General features: G+C 56.9%; 17 protein-coding genes. 9 read left to right on the plus strand and 8 right to left on the minus strand.

All coding sequences use genetic code 11. The features are described 5' to 3' along the window. Positions 1-105: 105 nt before the first annotated feature. From ACJTMZ_RS11300 to ACJTMZ_RS11320, 5 genes are all read right to left on the minus strand, one after another. Entirely contained in the window at positions 106-1,650 is a 1,545-nt protein-coding gene (locus ACJTMZ_RS11300; RefSeq protein WP_408626920.1) for an MFS transporter, read from the minus strand. 69 nt (positions 1,651-1,719) lie between these two features. After that, positions 1,720-2,742 (minus strand): Gfo/Idh/MocA family protein, encoded by a 1,023-nt coding sequence (locus ACJTMZ_RS11305; RefSeq protein WP_045907035.1) that lies wholly within the window; start codon positions 2,740-2,742, stop codon positions 1,720-1,722. Positions 2,743-2,751: 9 nt separating this feature from the next. Then, on the minus strand, positions 2,752-3,819 hold the full coding sequence (locus ACJTMZ_RS11310) for a Gfo/Idh/MocA family protein (protein ID WP_032103139.1): 1,068 nt from the start codon (positions 3,817-3,819) through the stop codon (positions 2,752-2,754). Positions 3,820-3,821: 2 nt separating this feature from the next. After that, positions 3,822-5,000: a Gfo/Idh/MocA family protein gene (locus ACJTMZ_RS11315; RefSeq protein WP_058687196.1), complete on the minus strand. Its 1,179-nt coding sequence runs from the start codon at positions 4,998-5,000 to the stop codon at positions 3,822-3,824. Positions 5,001-5,015: 15 nt separating this feature from the next. Beyond that, complete coding sequence (locus ACJTMZ_RS11320) at positions 5,016-6,167, minus strand: Gfo/Idh/MocA family protein (protein ID WP_058687197.1); 1,152 nt, start codon at positions 6,165-6,167, stop codon at positions 5,016-5,018. 192 nt (positions 6,168-6,359) lie between these two features. Here ACJTMZ_RS11320 and ACJTMZ_RS11325 point away from each other — a divergent pair, with 192 nt between their 5' ends. Then, the gene (locus tag ACJTMZ_RS11325) at positions 6,360-7,418 is read left to right on the plus strand and encodes a LacI family DNA-binding transcriptional regulator (protein WP_058687198.1); all 1,059 of its coding nucleotides are present in this window, start codon (positions 6,360-6,362) and stop codon (positions 7,416-7,418) included. On the opposite strand, the gene msrA is transcribed toward ACJTMZ_RS11325, so the two are convergent. After that, the gene (gene msrA / locus ACJTMZ_RS11330; RefSeq protein WP_006810351.1) at positions 7,419-8,060 is read right to left on the minus strand and encodes a peptide-methionine (S)-S-oxide reductase MsrA; all 642 of its coding nucleotides are present in this window, start codon (positions 8,058-8,060) and stop codon (positions 7,419-7,421) included. It abuts the gene before it with no gap. A 224-nt stretch (positions 8,061-8,284) separates the two neighbouring features. Here msrA and tamA point away from each other — a divergent pair, with 224 nt between their 5' ends. From tamA to ACJTMZ_RS11345, 3 genes are read left to right on the plus strand one after another with little or no spacing between them, the layout of a single operon-like run. Beyond that, on the plus strand, positions 8,285-10,018 hold the full coding sequence (gene tamA / locus ACJTMZ_RS11335) for an autotransporter assembly complex protein TamA (protein WP_252010776.1): 1,734 nt from the start codon (positions 8,285-8,287) through the stop codon (positions 10,016-10,018). After that, positions 10,015-13,791, plus strand: coding sequence for an autotransporter assembly complex protein TamB (tamB, locus tag ACJTMZ_RS11340; protein ID WP_252010777.1), 3,777 nt, complete (start codon positions 10,015-10,017; stop codon positions 13,789-13,791). The genes tamA and tamB overlap by 4 nt, the downstream gene beginning before the upstream one ends. A gap of 2 nt (positions 13,792-13,793) precedes the next feature. After that, positions 13,794-14,138, plus strand: coding sequence for a gamma-glutamylcyclotransferase (locus ACJTMZ_RS11345; protein WP_017383925.1), 345 nt, complete (start codon positions 13,794-13,796; stop codon positions 14,136-14,138). A gap of 130 nt (positions 14,139-14,268) precedes the next feature. On the opposite strand, the gene ppa is transcribed toward ACJTMZ_RS11345, so the two are convergent. Next, entirely contained in the window at positions 14,269-14,799 is a 531-nt protein-coding gene (ppa, locus tag ACJTMZ_RS11350) for an inorganic diphosphatase (protein WP_006810347.1), read from the minus strand. A 309-nt stretch (positions 14,800-15,108) separates the two neighbouring features. Here ppa and ytfQ point away from each other — a divergent pair, with 309 nt between their 5' ends. The 5 genes from ytfQ to ACJTMZ_RS11375 all read left to right on the plus strand — a co-directional run bounded on the left by ytfQ (position 15,109) and on the right by ACJTMZ_RS11375 (position 21,357). Further along, positions 15,109-16,065: a galactofuranose ABC transporter substrate-binding protein YtfQ gene (ytfQ, locus tag ACJTMZ_RS11355; RefSeq protein WP_017383924.1), complete on the plus strand. Its 957-nt coding sequence runs from the start codon at positions 15,109-15,111 to the stop codon at positions 16,063-16,065. A gap of 103 nt (positions 16,066-16,168) precedes the next feature. Then, complete coding sequence (gene ytfR / locus ACJTMZ_RS11360) at positions 16,169-17,671, plus strand: galactofuranose ABC transporter, ATP-binding protein YtfR (protein ID WP_232945339.1); 1,503 nt, start codon at positions 16,169-16,171, stop codon at positions 17,669-17,671. 10 nt (positions 17,672-17,681) lie between these two features. Further along, entirely contained in the window at positions 17,682-18,707 is a 1,026-nt protein-coding gene (gene ytfT, locus ACJTMZ_RS11365; protein WP_017383922.1) for a galactofuranose ABC transporter, ATP-binding protein YtfT, read from the plus strand. Then, positions 18,694-19,695, plus strand: a complete 1,002-nt coding sequence (yjfF, locus tag ACJTMZ_RS11370) for a galactofuranose ABC transporter, permease protein YjfF (RefSeq protein ID WP_017383921.1) — start codon at positions 18,694-18,696, stop codon at positions 19,693-19,695. Before ytfT ends, yjfF begins: the two co-directional genes overlap by 14 nt. 93 nt (positions 19,696-19,788) lie before the next feature. Next, on the plus strand, positions 19,789-21,357 hold the full coding sequence (locus tag ACJTMZ_RS11375) for a methyl-accepting chemotaxis protein (protein ID WP_017694651.1): 1,569 nt from the start codon (positions 19,789-19,791) through the stop codon (positions 21,355-21,357). Between the two features lie 37 nt (positions 21,358-21,394). On the opposite strand, the gene fbp is transcribed toward ACJTMZ_RS11375, so the two are convergent. Next, positions 21,395-22,393 carry a class 1 fructose-bisphosphatase gene (fbp, locus tag ACJTMZ_RS11380; protein ID WP_003856070.1) on the minus strand — a complete coding sequence of 333 codons (999 nt, stop codon included), beginning with the start codon at positions 22,391-22,393 and terminating at the stop codon, positions 21,395-21,397. Between the last annotated feature and the right edge of the window lie 67 nt (positions 22,394-22,460).

Raw genomic sequence — 22,460 nt, forward strand, 5'->3', positions numbered from 1 at the left:
CGATTATTTCAGCGGTAGTATAGCGTAAAGACGTGTAAACCTGCCAGAGGTCACGTTTTCGGCAAAAAAAGCCGGACCGGCACGGAGCCGATCCGGCGAGAAGGGCTATTTCACGATGGATAAGTTTTCGCCCACAGCCAGGCGTGTGGCATCGCCGCCCCAGACCTGATCGTACTCATAGCCTGTCAGCTGTTTGATGACCACGCGGGTGCTGGCGTCGCAGTCGCGATAGTCGCCACCGAGCTTCCGACGCGCGATCTCCTTGAGCAGCACCTTATGCGTCTCGCGGGTCAGCTTAAATTTGTAGGTCGCGAAGAAGCTCACTGCCAGCAGCGCGGCGGTGGCAAAAATCATCAGGCCAATTATTGCTCCCAGCGCGCTTTCAGGCTGTGCGCCACTGCCTTTCACAAAACCGGACTCCTGCAACACCAGGCCGATAATCATAATCGCAATGGCGACGGTGCTTTTGCGGGTCAACACCATTACGCCAGCGAAAATGCCTTCCCGGCGTTGCTGCGTGACGATCTCGTCGATATCCGGAATAAAGCTATAAATATTCCACGGAATGTAATAGAGGCCGGAACGGGCTGCACCCAGCAGGATGAAGACGGCGGAGAACAGCAGCGTTGGCACCTCTGTTTTGGTGAGATAAACCGTAAACAGGAATGCCAGCACCAGGAAAATGCAGCTATACGAAAGGCGCAGTGCGGCGGAAGGGGTCATGTTCAGCCTGTTGAGTAACAGCATAAATCCGTACGTGCCGGGCACGGAGGCAAAAGCCGCAATACTTAGCCAGCCGGACACTGCTGCCGCATCCTGACTCAGGCAATACACCACGTAATAGGTAAAGACTGAACCAAATACGTCCATCGCGGTGAAGGAGAAAATATAAATAAGAATATGCAGGTGGAAAGCGCGAATACGAAAAGAAGAGAAGAGATCCAGCACCAGATATTTGAGGTGATTAATTACTCCGCTGCTGCGCTGGGTATCAACTTTGAAGTCATACTCCTGATGCACATCTTTTGCTTCCCAGGTGCTGTACCAGGTAATAAATACCGCGATGCAAAAGACGCAGGAAAATATCAGTCCGGTTAGCGTGTAGGTAAAGGAATTATCTTTGCCGGTAAATTGCATAATCACGCCCGGAACCGACACCGCAAGAAAACCGCCCAATTGCGAGCAGATCATCCGTACGCCCGACAGGCGGCTGCGCTCTTCATAGCGGTTGGTCATCTCCGCGGCGAGGGTTTCCCACGGCACCAGCACCATCGCTGAAAGCAGTTCGATGGAAAGATAGGTGCCCAGGTAATACCAGTAACCCATGTCCGTCAGCCACAGCAGAGCATAGAGGAACATTAAGGGAGAGCTGAGTAATAAGAAGAAACGACGACGGCCAAATTTACGCCCAAGCCAGGTGTCGCCGAAATTGTCGGTGATGTAACCCATTATCGGGCTTAATACCGCGTCAATGACGCGGGCAATAGCAAATATAGAGCCGGCTTCCACGACGGATAATCCGCAATAGGTGGTGTAAAAAAATAACAGCCAGGTGCCGATAATGGCGAAAGCGCCTCCGCCAAAGAGGTCGGTTATGCCGTAGCCAAGCGCCACGCCATAACCCACTCTGCGTTCAGTTGGTTTAACCATAATAATATCCAGTGTAGGGTAGATGTAGAGGTTGTATTTTTATTGCACTGCTGGACTACACGTGACGTTCTAATTATTAATATCTATCCATTGTCTTAACTGAGATGACCGATAAAAAGCCTCCACAATCTTGAGTGATTTTCCGGCGGTACAAATATCGGTAAAATCCGTACTCTCCGGGTGATGAATAGCGTGATAAAAACGGCGGATCGCCTGCTGGTGTCCTAATCCCCAGTAACTTTTTGCGGTGCCATCAGGAGAGGCATCGCTTTCCAGGCGAAATCGTTCGCCGGGCGTTATGCGCCAGAGCGTGTTGTCGTTGAGCAGCAGTGAGCCGCGCTCACAGTGGATCTCCAGACAGAGGGGGGAATCCGTGGTGTGGCAGTTGCTGGCATAAAACAGACCGCGGGCACCGTTGGTGAAGTGAAGCGTGGCCATCGCGCTGTCTTCCCCTTGGGTGACGTCAGCCAGTTCGCCGCTGTCGACTACCCCCTTCAGCCGCGTGGCGCCACCCGCAAACCACTGCATCAGATCGAGGGTATGGATCGCCTGGTTGATTAGCAGGCTTCCACCTTCCGTTGCCAGCTGCCCGCGCCAGGGGCTTTCCGTGTAATACGCCCCCGAGCGGGACCAGGTCAGCACAGCTTTGATACTTAACATCTTTCCCAGTACGCCTTCCGCCAGCTCCTTGCGAATGCGCAGGCTGGTCGGATTGAGCCGGTTCTGGTAGCAGACGCCGAGCCTGCCGGGTGCCTGCGCGGCGGCAGAGGCAATGTCGGCAAGCTCGCTGCTGTTCATGCCCACCGGTTTTTCGCAAAAGACATGTTTCCCGGCGGCCAGCGCCGCCAGAATCATGTTTTTGTGCTCGAAGTGGGGCGTGCAGATATGCACCACGTCGATGCTGTCATCCAGCAGCATTTCCCGGTAATCCTGATAAAAGCGGCACTGATAGTTCATCGCCAGCTTCAGTCCTTTGACGCTGTCGATATCGACCAGCGCGCGCAGCGCGACATTGGGGATTTGCCTCAGGGCATTCACATGGCAACTGTGAATAGCCCCGGCACCGATAATCGCCGTGTTCAGGATGTTCATGTCGTCTCCTTAGTCAGCTGCGTTTGCGAGCATTTGTGCTTTCACGCACAGTTCGGCAGCTTTGAAAGCATGCGCCTGAGTCATAGCATTTTCGGTGCGGTGCAGGCAGTCGAGGATCAGTTCGCCAAAGTACGGGAACCCAACCTGCCCGGCCACAGGATAGCGGAACTCGCCCTCGTTATTGACGAGGTAGACGACATCCTGCTCGCCCCGGGTGAGATCGACATATTTACGGATCTCGATATACCCGTCGGTACCGAGCAGCGTCAGGCGACCATCGCCCCAGGTGGAGAGCCCGTCAGGAGTGAACCAGTCGCAACGGAAATAGCCGCTGGCGCCGTTTTCTCCTTTGAGCATGGCGTCGCCAAAATCTTCGAATGCGGGATACTGCGGGTGGTTAACGTTGCGCACCTGGCTGGCGACCACGGTGGCGTCGCGGTTGCCGGTATAAAACAGAAACTGCTCGATCTGGTGGCTGCCGATGTCGCACAGGATGCCGCCGAAATAGCGACGATCGTAGAACCAGTCCGGGCGGCCAGTCCCTTCCCGGTGCGGCCCCATGCCCAGGGTTTGCACCACGCGACCAATGGCGCCCTGCTGTACCAGCTGCCCGGCAAAGACCGCGCTTTCCACGTGCAGACGCTCGCTGTAGTAGACCGCGTATTTTTTCCCGGTTTTCTCCACCATCGCTTTGGCGTCTGCCAGCTGTTCAAGGGTGGTGAGCGGCGCTTTGTCCGTGAAGTAGTCTTTGCCAGCCGTCATCGCCTTCAGCCCCAGCGCACAGCGTTCGGAGGGGATGGCCGCCCCGGCCACCAGGCGCACGTCGTCATCGGCGAGAATAACGTCCAGGGAATCAGCCACCTTCACCTGCGGGTACTGCTGAACAAACGTGTCCACTTTCGCCGGATCGGGATCGTAAACCCACTTCAGCGTGGCGCCTGCTTCAATCAGGCCATTACACATTCCATAGATATGGCCGTGGTCGAGCGCGGCGGCGGCAAATACAAATTCACCCGCCTGCACCACCGGCTGCGGTTTGCCCACTGGCGCGTAGTTCATTCCGTCATTCTTGTTCATGGTTACAGTCCTCGATCCAGATCTTTACCCAGAGGGATAGCGCCCACTTCGCTGAAGTTGGCGACGCTTGCGGATTTTTCATAAAAACGGGGGGCGAGGGCGTTCGTCCCGCCGGTACGGTAAAACGGATCATCGCGGCCAACAGGCAGGGAAACGACACTGCGGGTAATGGCTGATTTATACATCGCGGTAATCAGCTCCAGCGAGCGCTTACCCTGCACGCCGTCCACCAGCGGGGCCGTACCGCGCTCAATGCTCTGAAGCAGGTCGTTAATCTGCCCGGTGTGCAGAGTCCATTCGAGCCTGGGCGTCGCCTGGAAAACGGCATCAAGCAGGGCTTCTCGCTCAATATCGTTGGTCTCCTGCGGGAAGCCGTTGTCAGCACTCACGCTGGCATAAGCCTGCCATGGGGCGGAGATGCGCGCTTTATCACCCTGGATAATGATCTTCTGATCTTCCCCGTGGTGTACTACCGAGGCGGTAAGCTGGGTGAGTGCGCCGTTGGGGTATTTGAATATCGCGGCGCTAAGGTCTTCTACTTCGGCGTTGTCATGGGCCACGTTGGTCATCATCGCCACCACTTCAGACGGGAAACCGAGCATCCACTGAATGGCGTCGATATGGTGCACCGCGTGGTTCAGCGTGCAGCCGCCTCCTTCTTTTTCCCACGTGCCGCGCCACCACAGGTCGTAGTAGCAATGTCCGCGCCACCAGAAGGAATCCACCTGCGCATGGCATATTTTTCCGGCGAGGCCGGAATCCAGCGCCGCTTTTAAGCGCCAGAAGGCATCGGTAAAGCGGTTCTGGGCAATGATGGAGAGCGTTTTTCCGCTGGCCTGCTGGGCGGCGATCATCGCATCACACTCCTCCAGCGAGGCGGCCATCGGTTTTTCGCACAGCACATGGCAGCCGGCATAAAGCGCATCAATGCTGATCTCCGCATGGACATAGGGCGGGGTGCAGACGTCAACGATATCGATGGGAAGCGCATCCTCCAGCATCTGCCGGTGGCTGGCGTACACGCGGGCGTCCGTCAGGCCGTAACGCGCTTTTTTCTCTTCCGCTTTCTCCGGATAGATATCAACCAGCGCAACGATCCGGCAGCGCTGTCCAAACTGCAAATAACCCTGAATATGGTTATGGGAGATATTTCCTGTTCCCACAATGGCGACATTTAACATCGATTTTCTCCGGTGTTACCAGGTACCCGCGGCATCCAGCGTGATGCTGGTGGCCCCTTTATCTACAGAGGTGCTGATGCGCTGCTGAAGCAGGCGCAGGTATTGCTTTTCGTTCAGCGGTAGCTCAACCCAGTCGTCAGTCCAGGTGGAGAGGTGCATGGCGTTAGAGAGGGTTAAACCGTGAATGCCTTCCAGACCCGGCGCAATCAGCGGCTCGCCGCGCAGCACGGCGGCGCAGAAGTTGGCGGTGATGACGTGGTGCTCGCTGTATTCCGGGGCAACAGGGACAGAAACCTCCCAGCATTCCGGCTCACCGAAGCCATTCTGCCAGCGAGCGTTAAACTCGGTTTCCGATTCGCGCAGCCGCCAGTAGCGCAGTTTGCCCTCGTCGACGACCACTTTACCGCGATCGCCGACAATCTCCAGGCGGTTGGTGCCCGGCGTTTCCGCGACGGTGGTGATGAACACGCCGGTCGCACCGCTGGCGTATTCGGCGTAGGCGGTCACCTCGTCTTCCACTTCGATATCGCGATGCTTACCGAACTGGCAAAACGCGCGCAGACGAACCGGCATGCCCACCAGCCACTGCCAGAGATCGAGCTGATGCGGGTCCTGGTTGAGCAGCACGCCGCCGCCTTCCCCTTTCCAGGTGGCGCGCCAGCCGCCGGAGTTGTAGTAACTCTGCGAGCGATACCAGTTGGTGATGATCCAGTTGGAGCGGCGGATCTCGCCCAGCTCGCCGCTGTCGATCAGATCTTTCACTTTCTGATACAGCGGGTTGGGCCGCTGGTTATACATGATGCCGAACACCACGTCGCACTCCCGGGCGCAGGCGTTCATCTCCTGGACCTGCGCGGTGTAGACGCCTGCTGGCTTCTCACACAGGGTATGAATGCCGTGGCGCATCGCCAGCATCGACAGGCGCGGGTGATCGTAATGCGGCGTGGCGACAATGACCGCATCGATAAGCCCGCTCTGGAGCATCTCCTGCGCATCACTGAACAGCGGAATGCCGCCAACCAACTGCCGAATGGCCGGATGCTTTTCCGGCGCGTTATCGCACACCGCCGTAAGGCAGGCGTCGCTGACGGTTCCGGCCAGTAAATAGCGTGCGTGGACCGTACCGATATTACCTATACCAATAATGCCAAAACGTACCTTCTCCATGTCTCACCTTAATTTCAGCCAAAAAGCGTGATGACCGAAAAATAGGAAAGGCGAGACGTAGCGACAATGTGTTTTTGTGAGAATACTCGCAAGGTGAATAAGTAAACTCCAACCATTTTGAAATTTGGTTTTAAAATCAAAGCGCTGTTTCTGCAAATATTTGCAAAAACTGATTGAGAGCGAGGTCACACTATGCCGGGCAAGTTAAAAATGGAGGAGATCGCGTCCCTGACGGGATATTCCGTGAGCACGGTTTCCAGGGTGTTGAGCGGCAAGTCTTATACCAGCGATAAGGCCCGGGAAGCCATTGTCCGCACCGCGCGGGAGCTTGGCGTGCTGGAGTCGATGGCGAGCGGGCGTCTCTTAATTAACGGAATCGCTGTATTTGCACCTGAAAGAACGTTTCAGGGTCGTGGGGATATTTTTTATCTGGAAGTGACTAAAGGCATTGCGGAAGCCAGCGCGCCACATAATGTCTGGATCAGTTATTGCGGATTAGAGGAACAGAATGCGGACGTGAAATTATTTATGGAAAAGGCAAGCCATAAAAATATTAACGCAATAATTATCATTGGTACGGATGATTCCACCATATTTAAGCTGGCCAGCACGCTGAATAAACCCTGTGTATTAATTAATTCCGTCGACCGGGACCGGGTGCTGGATTCGGTTTCGCCCGATCACCGCGCAATCGGCTTTACCACGATGCAATATCTTTTCGAGCATGGGCATCGCCGGGTGCTGACCATTACCTGTTTGCGCCGGGACACGCTCTATGCCCGGCTGGACGGAATTAAAGAAGCGTACCGGCATTTTCACGTGGCGTTTGAGCCGCAGCGGGATTTACTGGTCACGGAGTGGTTTACCGCTGAAGAGGCTGAGCGCGAGCTGGATGCGTGGCTGTTACGTCACGACAGAGCGCAGTGGCCTGAGGTCATTTTTCCCAACAGCACCAGCATGACCGAGGGTGTGCTGAAGGCGTTACAGCGGCATGGGCTGCGCGTGCCGGAAGACATCTCCATCATCACCACCGATTTTGCGTGGAATTTAGCAAACCGGCTTGAAAAGCCCATTACGGGGATCACGGTGCCCTGTCGGGATTTGGGCATAGAAGCGGTGCATTTGCTGCAAACGCGACTAAACCGGCCACAGGCGCCGGTTTTTAACCTGCTGTTGCAGGGGAAAGTCATTGATTACGGTTCGGTGAGTAATGCCACGCGCCACGCGGCTCGCGTGGCGCTGATGCAGTAATCAGGCCTGCTGTGGAGGCAGGCAAACGCCAATGCCGCCGATACCGCAGTAGCCGTACGGATTTTTATGCAGGTACTGCTGGTGGTCGTCTTCGGCATAGTAGAACGGTTTCGCGGTAGCGATTTCGGTCGTGACCTGACGTTTATCACCGGCCGCCTGCATCGCTTCCTGGAAACGCGTCAGGCTGGCGTGGGCGGCGGCCTCCTGCTCTGGGGTGAGCGGGTAGATGGCCGAACGGTATTGGGTGCCGTGATCGTTACCCTGACGCATGCCCTGCGCCGGATCATGGTTTTCCCAGAACACCTGGAGCAGCTGTTCATAGCTAATGACGCTCGGGTCATACACCACACGCACCGCTTCAGCATGACCGGTCTCACCGGAACAGACTTCGCGGTAGGTTGGGTTAGGCGTATATCCCCCGGTGTAGCCCGCAGCGGTGCTGTACACGCCCGGCAGTTGCCAGAACAGGCGTTCTACGCCCCAGAAGCAGCCCATGGCAAACAGGGCGATCTCCATTCCATCAGGAACGTTTGTCATTGAATGGTTGTTTACGGCGTGTAATGTTGCCACTGGCATAGGGGTGTTGCGTCCCGGTAACGCATCGGCTTGTGATACCAGATGCTTTTTATCGAATAAACTCACGGTGGGGCCTCCCGGGTAGCGTTGTTTCGGTTAAGGTTGTCACGAAGCGTTTAATTGAACACAATAAATGCGATGAATGAGTCTAGATTTAATCATAAGAAATATTTGGGTGTTACACCCTTTTTCAACCCGTAATTTGGGTTTTTGGCTTTCAGGCCGTATTTTGCCGCGGAGCGGCACTGCATTTGCTTCCAGGGTGGAAACAGGGATATTCAGGAGAAAACGTGACAAAGATCCGCCAGTTATGTTTAGTCAGTTTAATGCTGACCAGCGGGATTGCCAGCGCGGCGAATGTCCGTTTGCAGGTTGAGGGGTTATCCGGGGCGCTGGAAAAAAACGTGCGTGCGCAGCTTTCTACCATCCAGAGCGATGAGGTCACGCCGGATCGGCGTTTTCGCGCGCGCGTGGATGACGCCATCCGCGAAGGCTTAAAGGCGTTGGGGTACTACGAACCCACCATCGATTTCGATTTACGCCCGCCTCCGGCGAAAGGGCGTCAGGTGTTGATTGCCCGCGTCTCGCCGGGCGAACCCGTCCTGATTGGCGGCACGAACGTGGTGCTGCGCGGCGGTGCACGCACCGATCGGGACTACCTGGATCTGCTCAGCACCCGTCCGAAAGTGGGCACCGTGCTCAATCACGGGGATTACGATCGTTTTAAAAAATCCTTAACCAGCGTTTCGCTGCGCAAAGGCTACTTCGACAGCCGGTTCAACAAAAGCCAGCTGGGCGTTGCGCTTGAGCGACGTCAGGCATTCTGGGATATCGATTACGACAGCGGCGAGCGCTACCGGTTTGGCGATGTGACCTTCGAAGGATCGCAAATCCGTGACGAGTATCTGCAAAATCTGGTGCCGTTTAAAAAGGGCGACTACTACCAGTCCAGCGACCTGGGCGAGCTGAACCGTCGTTTGTCCGCGACGGGCTGGTTTAACTCCGTGGTGGTAGCGCCGGAATTTGATAGATCCCGTAAAACGAAAGTGTTACCGCTGCATGGCGTGGTCTCTCCGCGCACCGAGAACACCATTGAGACCGGTGTCGGCTACTCCACGGACGTCGGCCCGCGCGTGAAAGCCTCGTGGAAAAAACCGTGGATGAACTCCTACGGCCACAGCCTGACCACCAGCGTCAGCCTGTCTGCGCCTGAACAGCAGCTGGACTTCAGCTATAAAATGCCGCTGCTGAAAAATCCGCTTGAGCAATACTACCTCGTGCAGGGCGGCTTTAAGCGTACCGATTTGAACGATACCGAGCAGGACTCGACGACGCTTGCGGTATCACGCTTCTGGGATCTCTCCAGCGGCTGGCAGCGCGCCATTAACCTGCGCTGGAGCCTCGACCACTTTACCCAGGCAAACGTCACCAACACCACCATGCTGCTTTATCCGGGCGTGATGATCAGCCGTACCCGCTCGCGCGGTGGCCTGATGCCGACCTGGGGCGATTCTCAGCGCTACTCCATCGATTACTCCAACACCGCCTGGGGCTCCGACGTAGACTTCTCCGTCTTTCAGGCGCAAAACGTCTGGATCCGCACGCTGTACGACAAACACCGCTTTGTGATGCGCGGTAATCTCGGTTGGATCGAAACCGGTGATTTCGAACGCGTCCCGCCGGATCTGCGCTTCTTCGCGGGGGGCGACCGCAGCATTCGCGGGTATAAGTACAAATCGATCTCACCTGAAAACGACAAAGGCCAGTTGACCGGGGCGTCAAAACTGGCGACCGGCTCGCTGGAGTACCAGTACAACGTCAGCGGCAAATGGTGGGGCGCCATGTTTGTCGACGGCGGTGAAGCGGTGAACGATATCCGCCGCAGCGATTTCAAAACCGGCGCGGGTGTGGGCGTGCGATGGCAGTCACCGGTCGGGCCCATCAAGCTCGATTTCGCCGTTCCGGTGGGCGACAAAGACGAACACGGTTTACAGTTTTACATCGGTCTGGGGCCTGAATTATGAGTTTATGGAAGAAGATAAGCCTCGGGGTGCTGATTTTTATCGTATTACTGCTCGGTACGGTGGCGTTTCTGGTGGGCACCACCACGGGCCTGCATTTGCTGTTTAACGCCGCGAACCGCTGGGTGCCAGGGCTGGAAATCGGCCAGGTAACGGGCGGCTGGCGCGATCTGCGCCTGAAAAATATCCGTTATGAACAGCCCGGCGTGGCGGTGAACGCGGGCGAGTTTCATCTGGCGGTCAAGCTCGGCTGCCTGCGGGACAGCCAGCTGTGCGTAAACGATCTGTCGCTAAAAGACGTTAACGTGGCGATAGATTCCAAAAAAATGCCGAAGTCCGAGCCTGTCGAAGAAGAGGACAGCGGCCCGCTGAACCTCTCCACGCCGTACCCGATTGCGCTTTACCGGGTCGCACTGGATAACGTCAATATCAAAATCGACGACACGACGGTATCCGTGATGGATTTCACCTCCGGTCTGCGCTGGCAGGAGAAAAACCTCACCCTGACCCCAACCTCCCTGCAAGGGCTGCTGATTGCGCTACCGAAGGTGGCCGACGTGGCGCAGGAAGAGATCGTCGAGCCGAAGATCCAGAATCCGCAGCCGGAAGAAAAACCGCTGGGCGAAACGCTGAAAGATCTCTTCTCGAAACCGGTTCTGCCGGAGATGACCGACGTGCATCTGCCGCTGAACCTCAATATCGAAGAGTTTAAGGGCGAGCAGTTGCGTCTGACCGGCGATACCGATCTGACGGTCTTCAACATGCTGCTTAAAGTCAGCAGTATCGACGGCAACATGAAGCTCGACGCGCTGGATATTGATACTAACCAGGGGTCGGTCAACGCCTCAGGCAATGCGCTGCTGCGCGACAACTGGCCGATAGATATTACGCTGAACAGCGCCCTGAACATCGAGCCGCTGAAAGGCGAAAAGGTGAAGGTGAAAGTCGGCGGCGCGCTGCGCGAGAAGCTGGAGTTCGGCGTAAACCTCTCCGGACCGGTGGATATGGTGCTGCGCGGGCAAACCCAGCTGGCAGAGGCCGGTTTACCGCTCAATCTTGAGGTTGACAGCAAGCAGCTTTACTGGCCGTTCACCGGCGAAAAACAGTTCCAGGCTGACGATCTGAAGCTGAAGCTGAGTGGCAAAATGACCGACTACACGCTGTCGTTCCGCACGGCGGTGAAGGGGCAGGGGGTACCGCCCGCCGATATCACCCTGGATGCGAAGGGTAACGAGTTGCAGGTTAACCTCGACAAGCTGACCGTGGCGGCGCTGGAAGGAAAAACCGAGCTGACCGCGCTGCTCGACTGGCAGCAGGCGATCAGCTGGCGCGGCGAGCTGAAGCTGACCGGGATCAACACCGCTAAAGAGGCCCCGGACTGGCCGTCAAAACTGGATGGCCTGATCAAAACCCGCGGTAGCCTGTACGGTGGCACCTGGCAGATGGACGTGCCGGAACTCAAGCTCACCGGCAACGTGAAGCAGAACAAAGTCAACGTAGAGGGCTCGCTTAAGGGCAACAGCTATCTCCAGTGGGTGATCCCGGGCCTGCACGTGGCGCTGGGTCGCAACACGGCGGATATCAAAGGCGAGCTGGGCGTGAAAGACCTCAATCTGGATGCCACCATCGACGCGCCAAATCTCGATAACGCCCTGCCGGGTCTTGGCGGCACGGCGAAGGGGTTAGTGAAGGTTCGCGGTACGGTGGAGGCGCCGCAGCTGCTGGCGGACATCACCGCCAATAACCTGCGCTGGCAGGAACTTTCTATTGCCCGCGTACGTGTCGAGGGAGACGTGAAATCCACCGATCAGATCGGCGGAAACCTGAATCTGCGCGTGGAGCGTATCTCTCAGCCGGACGTGAACATCAGTCTGGTCACGCTGGCGGCAAAAGGTAACGAAAAGCAGCACGATCTCCAGCTACGCGTGCAGGGCGAGCCGGTCTCCGGGCAGCTGCACCTGACGGGCAGTTTTGACCGCCAGGCGACGCGCTGGAAAGGCGTGCTGGATAACACCCGCTTCAGCACGCCGGTCGGCCCGCTGGTGCTGTCGCGGTCTGTCGCGCTGGATTACCGCAACGCGGAGCAAAAGATCAGCATTGGGCCACACTGCTGGACCAACCCGAATGCTGAGCTGTGCGTGCCGCAGACCATTGATGCAGGCGCGGAAGGACGCGCGCAGATCAACCTCAACCGTTTCGACCTGGCGATGCTGAAACCGTTTATGCCGGAAACCACCCAGGCCAGCGGGGTCTTCAGCGGTAAAGCGGACGTCGCGTGGGACACCACCAAAGAGGGACTGCCGCAGGGCAGCGTTACCCTCTCCGGGCGTAACGTGAAGGTGACGCAGGAGGTCAATGACGCGCCGCTGCCGGTGGCGTTCGACACCCTGAATGTGAACGCTGACCTGCGTAACAATCGTGCGGAACTGGGATGGCTGATCCGCCTGACCAACAACGGTCAGTTTGACGGACAGGTGCAAATTACCGATCCGCAAGGGCGGCGCAATCTCGGCGGCAACGTCAATATTCGCAACTTCAACCTGGCGATGGTGAATCCGATCTTCTCGCGGGGAGAAAAGGCGGCGGGGATGCTCAGCGCCAACCTGCGTCTGGCGGGGGATGCGCAAAGCCCGCAGCTGTTTGGCCAGATGCGGTTAAACGGTGTGGACATTGACGGTAACTTTATGCCGTTCGATATGCAGCCAAGCCAGCTGGCGATGAACTTTAACGGCCAAAGCTCAACCCTCAGTGGCTCAGTGCTGACGCAGCAGGGACAAATCAACCTGAGCGGTGACGCAGACTGGAGCCAGCTCGACAACTGGCGCGCCCGTATTGCGGCCAAGGGCAGCAGGGTGCGTATCACGGTACCGCCGATGGTGCGCCTGGACGTGTCGCCAGACGTGGTCTTTGAGGCAACGCCGAGTCTCTTCACCCTGGACGGCCGTGTTGACGTACCGTGGGCGCGCATCGTGGTTCACGAGGTGCCGGAAAGCGCGGTTGGCGTCTCCAGTGACGAAGTTATGCTCAATGAAAATCTGAAACCTGTTGAACAGAAGAGCGCTGGCATACCGATCAATAGTAATCTTATCGTGCACGTGGGGAATAACGTGCGTTTGGACGCGTTTGGGCTGAAGGCGAGACTCACGGGTGACCTGAAAGTGGCGCAGGATCAACAGGGACTTGGCCTCAATGGACAAATCAATATTCCTGAAGGGCGCTTCCATGCCTACGGTCAGGATTTGATTGTGCGTAAAGGTGAGCTGCTGTTCTCCGGTCCACCGGATCAGCCGGTACTCAATATCGAAGCGATCCGTAACCCGGAAGCCACCGAAGATGATGTGATTGCGGGCGTGCGCGTGACGGGCTCCGCCGATGAACCTAAGGCAGAGATCTTCTCTGACCCGGCCATGTCGCAACAGGAAGCGCTCTCTTACCTGCTGCGCGGCCAGGGTCTGGATAGCCAACAGGGCGATGGCGCGGCAATGACATCAATGTTAGTTGGTCTGGGGGTTGCACAAAGTGGTCAGGTTGTGGGTAAAATCGGCGAGACGTTTGGCGTAAGCAATCTGGCGCTGGACACTCAGGGCGTGGGTGACTCTTCGCAGGTAGTGGTCAGCGGCTATGTACTGCCGGGTCTACAGGTAAAATATGGCGTGGGGATCTTTGACTCACTGGCTACACTCACGTTACGTTATCGCCTGATGCCTAAGCTATATCTGGAAGCAGTGTCCGGCGTAGACCAGGCACTTGATCTGCTCTATCAGTTTGAGTTTTAGCAATGCGAATATTTGTTTACGGCAGTTTACGAACCAGGCAAGGCAACAGCCACTGGATGACCAACGCCCAGTTGCTGGGAAATTACACAATCGAAAACTACCAGTTGTACAGTCTGGGCCACTATCCAGGCGCGGTTCCGGGGAACGGAACGGTACAGGGTGAGGTTTATCGTATTGATAATGCTACGCTGGCCGAACTTGATGCCTTGCGCACCAGGGGCGGTGAATACGCTCGCCAGTTGATCCAGACGCCTTACGGCAGTGCATGGATGTACGTGTACCAACGTTCGGTCGACGGGTTAACGTTGATTGAAAGCGGTAACTGGTTAGACAGAGACCAGTTCTGAAAAACGACAACGCCACCGTAAGGTGGCGTTGTCGTTTTGCGCCGTAGGCCCGTGCAAGCGTAGCGCCGCCGGGCGCATCGACAACCACAAAAAAGCCCCGACGCGCGGGGCTTAGTCTCAGCAGTAAGAATTACTTCTTAGCAGCACGCTCGAAGGAGGCGATGATTTCTGCTTTCGCCGCTTCTGCGTTATCCCAGCCTTCAACTTTAACCCATTTGCCTTTTTCGAGATCTTTGTAGTGCTCGAAGAAGTGGGCGATCTGCGCTTTCAGCAGCTCTGGCAGGTCGTTCACATCTTTAATGTGATCGTACTCTTTGCTCAGCTTGGTGTGCGGTACGGCAACCAGTTTCGCATCTTCACCCGCTTCGTCAGTCATTTTCAGCACGCCAACAGGACGGCAGCGAATGACGGAGCCTGGCTGCAATGGATATGGCGTTGGGACCAGTACGTCAACCGGGTCACCGTCCAGAGACAGAGTGTGGTTGATGTAGCCGTAGTTGCACGGATAGAACATGGCGGTAGACATGAAACGGTCAACGAACAGCGCACCGGTGTCTTTGTCGATTTCGTATTTGATTGGATCTGCGTTGGCCGGGATTTCGATCACAACGTAGATGTCTTCTGGCAGTTCTTTACCCGCAGGGACGTTGAGTAAGCTCATGTCGGTGTCCTTTAAAATGGATGGTAAACAAGTGGCAGGTATTATAGCCAACTGGCGCTGAAAGTCTCCGCCTGTTTTCGTCTTCTCTCCCTCACGCCTTCACTTTTCAGACCGTTTCCATGACAGGATAATCCATAAACTCAGCCGCATTTTAAATGTAGAAATGAAAGCGATTACAAACTTGTGATTAACGTTTTATTCACTTTTCTGAAGTGTGATGTAACGCAATCCGTAACATATTCGATTGGCTATAGTTCATCCGCGGAACATCTTTTAACCAACAATAACCTACCCTACGAGGACGTTCATATGTGGAAGCGCTTACTTCTTGTTACAGCAGTTTCGGCAGCCATGTCGTCTATGGCGATGGCCGCACCCTTAACCGTTGGATTTTCGCAGGTCGGATCTGAATCTGGCTGGCGCGCCGCTGAAACGAATGTGGCGAAAAGTGAGGCCGAAAAGCGCGGTATTACGCTGAAAATCGCCGATGGTCAGCAAAAGCAAGAGAACCAGATTAAAGCGGTGCGCTCGTTTATCGCTCAGGGCGTGGATGCCATCTTTATTGCCCCGGTTGTCGCCACGGGCTGGGAGCCGGTGCTGAAGGAAGCCAAAGATGCTGAAATTCCGGTCTTCCTGCTCGACCGTTCCATCGACGTAAAAGACAAATCTCTCTATATGACCACCGTCACCGCCGATAACGTGCTGGAAGGCAAACTGATTGGTGACTGGCTGGTGAAGCAGGTGGATGGCAAGCCGTGTAACGTGGTTGAGTTGCAGGGCACCGTCGGGGCGAGCGTGGCTATCGACCGTAAGAAAGGTTTCGCGGAGGCCATCGCCAAAGCACCAAACATCAAAATCATCCGTTCTCAGTCCGGCGACTTCACCCGTAGCAAGGGTAAAGAGGTCATGGAAAGCTTCATTAAGGCAGAAAATAACGGCAAAAATATCTGCATGGTTTATGCCCACAACGACGACATGGTAATCGGCGCCATCCAGGCCATCAAAGAAGCGGGCCTGAAGCCGGGCAAAGATATCCTCACCGGCTCGATCGACGGCGTACCGGACATCTACAAAGCGATGATTGACGGCGAAGCGAACGCCAGCGTGGAGCTGACGCCAAATATGGCGGGCCCGGCATTCGATGCGCTGGAGAAATTCAAGAAAGACGGCACCCAGCCTGAGAAGTTGACCATCACCAAATCCACGCTCTACCTGCCGGACACGGCGAAAGAAGAGTTAGAGAAGAAGAAAAATATGGGCTACTGATCCAGTGAAATTGCCGGGTGGCGCTGCGCTTACCCGGCCTACGATACGCTCTTTTGTAGGCCGGATAAGCGTAGCGTCATCCGGCCTGATGCAGGGGGAAACCATGACCACCGAACAACACCAGGAAATCCTCCGCACAGAGGGCCTGAGTAAATTTTTCCCTGGCGTTAAGGCGCTGGATAACGTTGATTTCAGCCTGCGGCGTGGGGAGATCATGGCGTTGCTCGGCGAAAACGGGGCGGGGAAGTCGACGCTGATTAAAACCCTGACCGGGGTCTATCACGCCGATCGCGGCGCTATCTGGCTGGAAGGTAACGCCATTTCGCCCAAAAACACCGCGCATGCCCAGCAACTGGGGATCGGCACGGTCTACCAGGAAGTGAACCTGCTGCCAAACATGTCGGTAGCGGATAACCTGTTTATTGGCCGCGAACCCAGACGTTTTGGCCTGCTGCGCCGCAAAGAGATGGAAGCGCACGCCGCGAAGCTGATGGAATCGTATGGCTTCTCTCTCGACGTGCGCGAACCGCTGAACCGTTTTTCCGTGGCGATGCAGCAAATCGTCGCGATCTGTCGCGCTATCGATCTCTCGGCGAAAGTGCTGATCCTCGATGAACCCACCGCCAGCCTCGATACCCAGGAAGTGGAGATGCTTTTTACCCTGATGCGCCAGCTGCGTAATCAGGGCGTCAGCCTGATTTTCGTGACGCATTTCCTCGATCAGGTTTACGAGGTGAGCGACCGTATTACGGTGCTGCGCAACGGCAGCTTTGTCGGCTGCCGGGAAACCCGCGAGCTGCCGCAGATAGAGCTGGTCAAAATGATGCTGGGCCGCGAGCTCGAGACCAACGCGCTTCAGCGCGCGGGCCGTACGCTGCTGAGCGAAAAACCGATCGCCGCGTTTCACGATTACGGCAGAAAAGGGACCATCGCGCCGTTTAACCTCGAGGTACGCCCCGGTGAAATTGTGGGTCTGGCGGGGCTGTTAGGCTCCGGGCGCACCGAAACCGCCGAAGTCATCTTCGGGATCAAACCTGCCGACAGCGGAACGGCGCTGATCAAAGGCAAACCGCAAACGCTACGTTCACCGCATCAGGCGTCGTGCCTCGGCGTGGGCTTCTGCCCGGAGGACAGGAAAACGGACGGGATTATTGCCGCCGCCTCGGTGCGGGAAAACATCATTCTGGCGCTACAGGCCCAGCGCGGCTGGCTGCGTCCGATCCCTAAGCGCGAGCAGAACGCGATTGCCGAGCGCTTCATCCGCCAGCTCGGTATACGTACCCCGAGCGCGGAACAGCCCATCGAGTTCCTCTCGGGCGGTAACCAGCAGAAGGTTCTCCTCTCGCGCTGGCTGCTCACCAAGCCGCAATTCCTGATCCTCGACGAGCCCACGCGCGGTATCGACGTGGGCGCGCACGCCGAAATCATCCGGCTTATCGAAACGCTCTGCGCCGACGGTCTGGCGCTGCTGGTGATCTCGTCCGAGCTGGAGGAGCTGGTCGGCTATGCCGATCGCGTCATCATCATGCGCGATCGCAGGCAGGTGGCAGAGATCCCGCTGGATAAACTGTCGGTACCGGCGATCATGAATGCCATCGCGGCGTAAGGAGTCAAATGTGATGTCCCGTTCTCTTTCGCAAACTGGCGAAGCGAAGCGCCGCTTCACCTGGCCGACCGGCACGCCGCAAATCGTGGCGCTGCTGCTGGTGCTGCTGGTGGATAGCCTGGTGGCTCCGCATTTTTTCCAGATCGTCGTGCAGGATGGCCGCCTGTTTGGTAGCCCGATCGACATCTTAAACCGTGCCGCGCCAGTGGCGCTGCTGGCGATTGGTATGACGCTGGTCATTGCCACCGGCGGGATCGACCTCTCCGTCGGTGCGGTAATGGCGATTGCGGGCGCCACCGCCGCCTCGATGACCGTCGCCGGGCACAGCCTGCCGGTGGTTCTGCTGGCCGCGCTGGGCTCCGGTGTATTAGCCGGGCTATGGAACGGCATTCTGGTCGCAGTGCTCAAGATCCAGCCGTTTGTCGCGACGTTGATTTTGATGGTGGCCGGGCGCGGTGTGGCGCAGCTTATCACCTCCGGTCAAATCGTCACCTTTAACTCCCCGAGCCTGGCGTGGATCGGCAGCGGTAATTTTCTGTTCTTCCCGACGCCGGTGATCGTCGCGCTGGTGACGCTGGTGGTGTTCTGGCTTTTCACCCGCAAAACGGCGCTCGGGATGTTCATCGAAGCGGTGGGGATTAACATTCGGGCCGCGAAAAACGCCGGGGTAAATACGCGGCTGATGGTGATGCTGACTTACGTGCTGAGCGGCGTCTGTGCTGCGATTGCCGGGGTGATCGTGGCCGCCGATATTCGCGGAGCGGATGCCAATAACGCCGGACTCTGGCTCGAGCTGGATGCGATCCTCGCGGTGGTTATCGGCGGTGGATCGCTGATGGGCGGACGTTTTAATCTGCTGCTCTCGGTGGTGGGGGCGTTGATTATTCAGGGTATGAATACCGGTATTTTGCTCTCCGGGTTCCAGCCGGAGCTGAATCAGGTCGTCAAAGCGGTCGTGGTGCTTATCGTACTTATCGTGCAGTCGCCGCGCTTTATCACTCTCATTAAGGGGAACCGCGGTCATGATAAAACGTAATTTGCCGTTAATGATCACGCTGGGCGTGTTCGTGCTGGGGTACCTCTATTGCCTGACCCAGTTCCCGGGCTTCGCCTCCACGCGGGTGATTTGCAACATCCTGACCGACAATGCCTTTTTAGGCATTATCGCCGTCGGCATGACGTTTGTGATCCTCTCCGGCGGGATCGACCTCTCCGTTGGGTCGGTGATCGCCTTTACCGGCGTGTTCCTTGCCAAGGCGATTGGCTTTTGGGGGATTTCGCCGCTGCTGGCTTTTCCGCTGGTGCTGGTCATGGGCTGCGCGTTCGGCGCCTTTATGGGGCTTTTGATCGATGCGCTGAAAATCCCGGCCTTTATCATCACCCTCGCCGGGATGTTCTTCCTGCGCGGCGTGAGCTATCTGGTGTCGGAGGAGTCAATTCCGATAAACCATCCGATCTACGACACGCTCTCCAGTCTGGCGTGGAAAATCCCCGGCGGGGGGCGCCTGAGCGCAATGGGGCTGCTGATGCTGGGCGTGGTGGTGATCGGGATCTTCCTCGCCCACCGTACCCGATTTGGTAACCAGGTTTATGCCATTGGTGGCAGCGCCACGTCCGCGAACCTGATGGGAATTTCCACGCGCAGCACGACTATTCGCATCTACATGCTTTCGACCGGGCTGGCCACCCTCGCGGGGATTGTATTCTCGGTTTATACCCAGGCAGGCTATGCCCTGGCGGGGGTGGGCGTTGAGCTGGACGCCATTGCCTCGGTAGTGATTGGCGGTACGCTGCTCAGTGGCGGAGTGGGGACAGTCCTCGGCACGCTGTTTGGCGTGGCGATCCAGGGGCTGATTCAGACCTATATCAACTTCGACGGCACGCTCAGCTCCTGGTGGACCAAAATCGCCATCGGCATTCTGCTGTTTATTTTTATCGCGCTCCAGCGCGGCCTGACGGTGCTGTGGGAGAACCGCCAGAGCTCGCCTGTTACCCGGGTAAATACATCTTTAACAGAGCGATAACATGCTGAAATTGCTTAAACTCTAAACATTTTCCGGTAGCGGCCGATATTCTTTTTTTATGCCCAGAAATATCTCGCTACCGGAAATAACATCATGCTTAAAACGCTATCGATTCGTACCGGCTTGCTCTCTTTACTGGCCGTTATGACCCTTCTGCTGCTGATTGTCAGCGGCATCGGCATTTATGCCCTTACACAAAGTTCCGCTTCTCTCCAGCGCATCAATCATCTTCAGGGTGAACAGATGGTGCAGCTGAATGCCGGCTATACGCTGATCCTGCGCGCGCGTAACGAAGCGGGGCAGGCCGTCCGCATGATGGAGGTCGGCCTGCTGGACGATGCGGCCAGGGCGGTCAAAACCATTAACCAGGAAGTGGCGCTGGCACAGAAAACGCTGAAGGACGTGATCGGCAGCGGCGTGGCGGATGAGCAGGGGCAAAAGCTGCTGGATAACGTTGCCGCGAGTCTGGCGGTGTACAACCAGCAGGGTATCAGCCCGATGCTGAAAGCCCTGAACGAGCAAAGCGCGGACAGCTATTACGATCTGCTGGAAAACAAGCTGGTCCCGGTGGCGAAGCAGTTTGATAACGATATGCAGGCGTTCCAGGCATGGAGCGAGGCGCGCGGTAAAGCGGAGGTGAGCGCCGTGCAGGCGAGTAAAACCCGCGTGCTGATCCTGATTATCGTCGCGGCGCTGCTGACGGCTGGCATTATCGTGCTGGCCTGGCTGGTGCTGCGCCATATGCTGCTCAAGCCGCTTTCAGCCTCGATTGCCCAGCTGGAACATGTGGCGGCCGGGGATTTAACCCATACCCTGAACGCGCCGGCGAGCCAGGAATTTAATCGCCTTAACGCGGCGATCGAAGGGATGCGCCAGTCGCTGATGGACTCGGTTCTGCGGGTGCGTGACGCCAGCTCGCAGATTGATACCGGCAGCCGCGAGCTGACGGCCGGGAATATGAACCTGGCCCAGCGCACGGAATCCACCGCCACCTCGCTGGAGCAGACGGCCGCCAGCATGGAAGAGATCACCGCCACGGTGAAACTTAACGCCGATAACGCCGAGCAGGCGCACCAGCTGGCGAAGTCGGTCTCCGATACCGCCGATCACGGCAGTGAAATGGTCTGCTATGTCATTGAGAAGATGCGCGACATCTCCGGCAGTTCGGCGCGCATCGCCGATATCCTGAGCGTCATCGACGGCATTGCCTTCCAGACCAATATTCTGGCGCTGAACGCCTCCGTTGAAGCGGCGCGTGCGGGTGAGCAGGGGCGAGGTTTTGCGGTCGTGGCGGGTGAGGTGCGTAATCTCGCCAGCCGCAGTGCTGATGCGGCGAAAGAGATCCGCTCGCTTATCAGCGATTCGCAAACCCACGTGAACGAGGGCAGCGAGCTGGCGCAGCAGGCCGGTGAGACGATGGACGAGATCGCCACCGAAGTACTGCGTATGACCAAACTGATGCGTGAAATTGCGACGGCGTCCCAGGAGCAGAGCCGCGGTATTGAGCAGGTGAATATCGCCGTCAATCAGATGGATGAAACGGCGCAGCAAAATGCGGCGCTGGTCCAGCAATCATCTGCGGCAACACGTTCCCTGGAGGAGCAGTCGCGCGAGCTGATGGAAGCGATGGCCTCCTTCAAGCTGACGACGCAAACGGCCTGAAAAAAAGGGGAGCCTGACGGGCTCCCCTTTCTACGCGTTACGCGTCCGGGAATTCGCGGATCATGCGTTCAACGTCATCCACCATATGGCGGTTGCCGACGAAGAACGAACGGCGCTGGTGCAGGCTTTCCGGCACGATATCCAGAATACGCTCTTTACCGTCGCTCGCCTTGCCGCCTGCCTGTTCGGCCAGGAACGCCATCGGGTTGCACTCGTACAGCAGACGCAGTTTTCCGTCAGGGTGGCTGGCGGTGCTTGGGTAGAGGTAAATACCGCCCTTCAGCAGGTTACGGTGGAAATCCGCCACCAGCGAGCCGATGTAGCGCGAGGTGTATGGGCGCTGGGTGGCTTTATCCTCTTCCTGGCAGAATTTGATGTACTTCTTCACGCCGTTCGGGAATTTGATGTAGTTGCCTTCGTTGATGGAGTAGGTGTTGCCCTTCTCCGGGAAGCGCATACGCTCCTGGCACAGGCAGAACACGCCCAGGGACGGATCGTAGGTAAAGGCATGTACGCCGCAGCCGGTGGTGTACACCAGCATGGTGGACGAGCCATACACCACATAACCGGCAGCAACCTGTTTACTGCCCGGTTGCAGGAAGTCTTCTTCCGTCACCGGTGTGCCAACCGGCGTGACGCGACGGTAGATGGAGAAAATGGTACCGACAGAAACGTTAACGTCGATGTTGGAGGAGCCGTCCAGCGGATCCATCAGAACAACGTATTTCGCGTGTTCACACCCTTCGAATACGACGATCTCATCTTCTTCTTCAGAGGCGATACCCGCAACGATGTCGCGCGCGCGCAGTGCAGCTTTCAGTTTTTCATTGGCGAACAGGTCGAGTTTCTGCTGAACCTCACCCTGAACGTTCTCGGCACCGCTGGCACCCAGGATATCGACCAGACCGGCCTTGTTGATATCGCGGTGGATGATCTTAGCGCCCAGCTTTATTGCCGACAGCAAAGCAGTGAGCTCACCCGTAGCATGAGAGAACTCGTGCTGCTTCTCGACAATAAATTCACCTAACGTTTTCATAACACTTTCCCTGCATCTTATGTTGAGTAAAGCGGTTGATGTCCAACAATCTTAACAAACATTCAAA

Source organism: Enterobacter sp. DN, assembly GCF_046054285.1.
Classification (GTDB): domain Bacteria; phylum Pseudomonadota; class Gammaproteobacteria; order Enterobacterales; family Enterobacteriaceae; genus Enterobacter; species Enterobacter hormaechei_C.

Coding starts and splice junctions, on each gene's coding strand:
- tamB (WP_252010777.1), top strand. CDS start 10,015: ATGAGTTTATGGAAGAAGATAAGCCTCGGGGTGCTGATTTTTATCGTA.
- ytfQ (WP_017383924.1), top strand. CDS start 15,109: ATGTGGAAGCGCTTACTTCTTGTTACAGCAGTTTCGGCAGCCATGTCG.
- ACJTMZ_RS11305 (WP_045907035.1), bottom strand. CDS start 2,742: ATGAACATCCTGAACACGGCGATTATCGGTGCCGGGGCTATTCACAGT.
- yjfF (WP_017383921.1), top strand. CDS start 18,694: ATGATAAAACGTAATTTGCCGTTAATGATCACGCTGGGCGTGTTCGTG.
- ACJTMZ_RS11320 (WP_058687197.1), bottom strand. CDS start 6,167: ATGGAGAAGGTACGTTTTGGCATTATTGGTATAGGTAATATCGGTACG.
- ACJTMZ_RS11325 (WP_058687198.1), top strand. CDS start 6,360: ATGCCGGGCAAGTTAAAAATGGAGGAGATCGCGTCCCTGACGGGATAT.
- ACJTMZ_RS11375 (WP_017694651.1), top strand. CDS start 19,789: ATGCTTAAAACGCTATCGATTCGTACCGGCTTGCTCTCTTTACTGGCC.
- ppa (WP_006810347.1), bottom strand. CDS start 14,799: ATGAGCTTACTCAACGTCCCTGCGGGTAAAGAACTGCCAGAAGACATC.
- ACJTMZ_RS11345 (WP_017383925.1), top strand. CDS start 13,794: ATGCGAATATTTGTTTACGGCAGTTTACGAACCAGGCAAGGCAACAGC.
- ytfR (WP_232945339.1), top strand. CDS start 16,169: ATGACCACCGAACAACACCAGGAAATCCTCCGCACAGAGGGCCTGAGT.
- fbp (WP_003856070.1), bottom strand. CDS start 22,393: ATGAAAACGTTAGGTGAATTTATTGTCGAGAAGCAGCACGAGTTCTCT.
- ACJTMZ_RS11310 (WP_032103139.1), bottom strand. CDS start 3,819: ATGAACAAGAATGACGGAATGAACTACGCGCCAGTGGGCAAACCGCAG.
- ACJTMZ_RS11315 (WP_058687196.1), bottom strand. CDS start 5,000: ATGTTAAATGTCGCCATTGTGGGAACAGGAAATATCTCCCATAACCAT.
- ACJTMZ_RS11300 (WP_408626920.1), bottom strand. CDS start 1,650: ATGGTTAAACCAACTGAACGCAGAGTGGGTTATGGCGTGGCGCTTGGC.